The following is a 3,454-nucleotide window of genomic DNA, read 5'->3' as shown; positions in this document are numbered from 1 at the left end:
CCCCGCGCCTCCGTCCCGGCCGCTACGGCGACGGGGACGGCGACCGCCTGGGACGACCCCGCCACGCGCCGCGTCATCCGGGTGCGGGTGGCGTGGGCGGTGCTACTCCAAGTCCTGCTGCTGGGGCTGGTGGTGGCCCCGTTCGTGATGCCACGCGGCACGCCCGGCTGGGCGGCGGTGCTGGCACCTGTGATGAGCCTGTGCGCGGTGTACGGAAGCTTCGCGCTGCGGCGGCGGATGGTGCTGACGAGCCGGATGCGGAGCTTGCTGAAGATGTATCCGTGGCGTGCGTACGGCGGTCCGGACGTCGCGGCGAGCGGCGGGGTGGGCTTCGTCTTCCCGGACCCGGGGCCGGCGGGGGGTGGCCGGCGGATCGCGGTGGAACTGCCCGATGTGCCGGGCGTTGTTTGGTGGTTGGAGCGCTTGGACCCGTCGGCCCCGTCCGATCTGCGGGCCGAGCTGGAGGACCTCTGGTACGCGGGCGACCCGAGGTACGCGGGCGTGATCGCACTGCCCGGCCCGTACCGTCCGACGAATCTCTTCCAGCCCGGCTCGTACGGCGACCGGCGGGGCGAGGAACCCTTGACGGACCGCGGCGGCAGCGAGGCCGACCGACGGCTGGCGCGCCTGTCGCGGGTGCGGATCGCACCGGGGCAGCGGACGCCGCGACCGGAGAATGTGCTGCTGCGGCCGCTGGGCGTGGTGGCGATGCGGATGCCGGCGGGGGGGGTGGCGGTGCTGGCGGGGGTGATCGCGGTGGGCGTGGCGCTGACGGCCCTCACTCTGCCCAGCCGGACCGCTGCCTGGGCGGTCGTGGGTCCGGCGGCAGTGCTGCTGGTGTGGGCAACGCACCAGTACGGCCAGCGGAGGGCATGGACCGCGGTGACGTCGGCGGCACTGGCCGCGCTGGTGTGGCTGGGTTGGTCAGGGAACGCGGACGACGGGCCGGTCCTGCGGACGGTGGGCTTGCTGCTGCTTGCGGCGTCGGTCGCAACCAACACACATGCGGGCCACCGGCATCGAGCGAGGGTGGCGATGCGCGGCACCAGCGCGGGGCGTACGCGCTGATGCGCCGGGTATCCCTCGGTGCCTGCGCTGATCACCTACCGTTGAACCGGATGGCTGCACGGGTCCACCGCTGCGGCGGGGAGGAGCGGCATGATGACCGTCGTGGACCACGACAGGATCGAGATGGCCGACGACGGCGACGAGCCGACGCTGGACGACATGTTCGGCTGGCTGGAGCGGATGCCCGTCCCCGAGGGATTCAAGGCGGAGATCGTCGAGGGGGCCATCCACATGTCGCCGCAGCGAAGCGCGCACTGGGAGATCATTCTATTGATCATCGAGGCCCTCCGAGATCGATTCGGCCGGAAGTCCAGTGTCGTCTCCGATGTCCGCATCGACTTTCCCGGCTATCGCAACGGCTTCGCCCCCGACGTTGCAAAGATGCGCGACGCCGCGAGCAAGGATGCGCGCGGCCGGTGGCATTACCAGGATGTCGAGTTCGTAGCCGAAGTGATCTCGAAGGATACGGCGGCCAATGACTACGGCCCCAAAAAGGCTGCGTACGCCGCCGCCGGCGTACCGGTCTATCTCGTCGCCGACCCGTACCAGCGGAAATGTCACCTCTATACGGCGCCCAAAGACGATGATTACGCGACCGAGACCGTGGTCACGTTCGGCGTCGAACTGGATCTCAGCCCGCTGGCACCACAGTTCGCCCTGAGGACCGAAGCCTTCCTGGAGAGCTGACTCACCCCTCGGCGCGCTAGGGTCCCCCTCGGAGACGAACAGAGGAGACCTGGATGGGACGCTGGCAGGATGGCAAGACAGAGCTGACGGTCGGCGGAGACTCCGGTACTGCCGACCGCATCCGCGTCCCACTGGAGATCGCCGCTTCCCTCCGCGCCCGCACCCGCGGCCTCCTCGGCCGCACCGGCATCGACGGCGCCATCCTCCTCACGCCGGCGAGCAGCGTGCACACCTTCCGGATGAAGTTCCCGATCGACGTCGCCTACCTGGACCGCAAGCTCCGCGTCCTGTCGGTACGGACCATGCCGCCCGGCCGGATGGGCATGGTCCGCTTCCGCGCGCGGCACGTGCTGGAGGCAGAGGCAGGAGCGATGGCGGGGTGGGGGCTGCGCCCGGGAGCGCAGGTGGAGGTCGACGCCGCGACGGCCCGTCCGGGCCGGTGACCGTCGCTCACCTCCAGTGCCCAGGCCCGCGTTCCTGCACCGGCTCCGCCAGGTCCACGTAAACCGCAAACATGCAGCCGATCGCCACCGCCGCAGCAGGAGCCGCGATCTCCTCGACCCCGCGGCCGGCCCAGTGCGCGCCGATGTCCCAGAGTTGATAGCCGAGCGGCACGGCCAGGGCGGCGAGCAAGTGCTGGCCCGGGCTCGAGCGATACGGCTCCGGGTGCATCCGCGCGGCGGCGAGCGCGGCGGCGAGGGATACGACCGCGAGCGGTGCGTAGACGACGACGATCCGCATGCCCACCGAGCCCGGCCGCCCACCGTCGGACACCGCATCCTCCAGCAGGCCGGTGAGATAGCGCCCCACCAGGCTCAACACGAGGGCGACGGCCCAGGACCGGAGCAAGTAGAGGACGGCGCCGACCGGGCTGCCGGCAGGCTGTCGGCCTGGGGCTTGATGCTGTCCCCCGTCGTACGGCCACTGCTGATGATGCGAAGAGAAACCGCTCATGACTGAATACCTGCGCTCTCGGCAAGTCTGGGAGGTCGCACGGCGAACGCCGGGTGGTCAGCCCGCGGCCGCGCACGTGTGCGATGAACCGTAGGCTGTGCGGGCGTCTCCCGCATGGGCCCAAGGACTCAGTCTGTGGGCCCAATCACATGGACCACCTTGGTGCTTGGGGACCCAGCCGACACGGGCTCCGCTCATATAACGCCGAGCAGCACTCCCGCAAACGCGCCCGCGACCATGAACGGTCCGAACGGCAACGCCGTTTTCCGTCCGCCCTTACGAGCCAGCACAAGCCCAAGTCCGTACAGCGCGCCGCATACAAAGCCCACCACCGTCCCGGTGAACAGCACCCCCCACCCGTACCAGCCGAGCACCGCCCCGCAGGCGAGGGCGAGTTTGACGTCCCCGAATCCCATCCCCCTGGGATTGATGAGGAACAGCACGGCGTAGCACGCGAACAGCACGACAGCCCCGAGCAGCGCTCCCAACCATGAGCCGTCGCCCGCTCCCAGCAGCGCGACGACCCCGAGTGCTGCGAGGATCCCGCCGGCCAGCGGCAGCGTCAGCACATCGGGCAACCGCTGCACAGCCAGGTCCACCAGGCACAACACCCCCGCCACTGGTACGACCAGCAGCCACACGATCAGCTCCGCCCGCGGCCCGGCGAGACCCCCGAGCACGCCGCAGACGAGCGCGATAGCGATGGCGCACGGCAGCGGCCGCGGCCCATAGCGTCCCCCGTCAC

5 protein-coding genes are annotated in these 3,454 nt (G+C 70.5%); 3 read left to right on the top strand and 2 right to left on the bottom strand.

The annotated features are described in order from the left end of the window. The 3 genes from G5C51_RS40840 to G5C51_RS40830 all read left to right on the top strand — a co-directional run. The coding region (locus G5C51_RS40840; protein WP_165245827.1) for a hypothetical protein at window positions 1-1,068 on the top strand (1,068 nt) is incomplete at its 5' end. Window positions 1,069-1,161: 93 nt separating this feature from the next. Next, the gene (locus G5C51_RS40835; RefSeq protein ID WP_165245825.1) at window positions 1,162-1,755 is read left to right on the top strand and encodes a Uma2 family endonuclease; all 594 of its coding nucleotides are present in this window, start codon (window positions 1,162-1,164) and stop codon (window positions 1,753-1,755) included. A gap of 53 nt (window positions 1,756-1,808) precedes the next feature. Continuing rightward, window positions 1,809-2,198: a DUF192 domain-containing protein gene (locus G5C51_RS40830; RefSeq protein ID WP_165245823.1), complete on the top strand. Its 390-nt coding sequence runs from the start codon at window positions 1,809-1,811 to the stop codon at window positions 2,196-2,198. A gap of 7 nt (window positions 2,199-2,205) precedes the next feature. Here the strand turns inward: G5C51_RS40830 and G5C51_RS40825 are convergent, their stop codons facing one another. Continuing rightward, complete coding sequence (locus G5C51_RS40825) at window positions 2,206-2,604, bottom strand: hypothetical protein (RefSeq protein WP_165245821.1); 399 nt, start codon at window positions 2,602-2,604, stop codon at window positions 2,206-2,208. A gap of 299 nt (window positions 2,605-2,903) precedes the next feature. Then, a partial coding sequence (locus G5C51_RS40820) for a prepilin peptidase (protein ID WP_165245819.1) occupies window positions 2,904-3,454 on the bottom strand: 551 nt, incomplete at its 5' end.

The organism is Streptomyces coryli, assembly GCF_011044975.1.
Lineage (GTDB): Bacteria > Actinomycetota > Actinomycetes > Streptomycetales > Streptomycetaceae > Streptomyces > Streptomyces coryli.
This window is presented reverse-complemented; position numbering and strand designations above follow the sequence as displayed.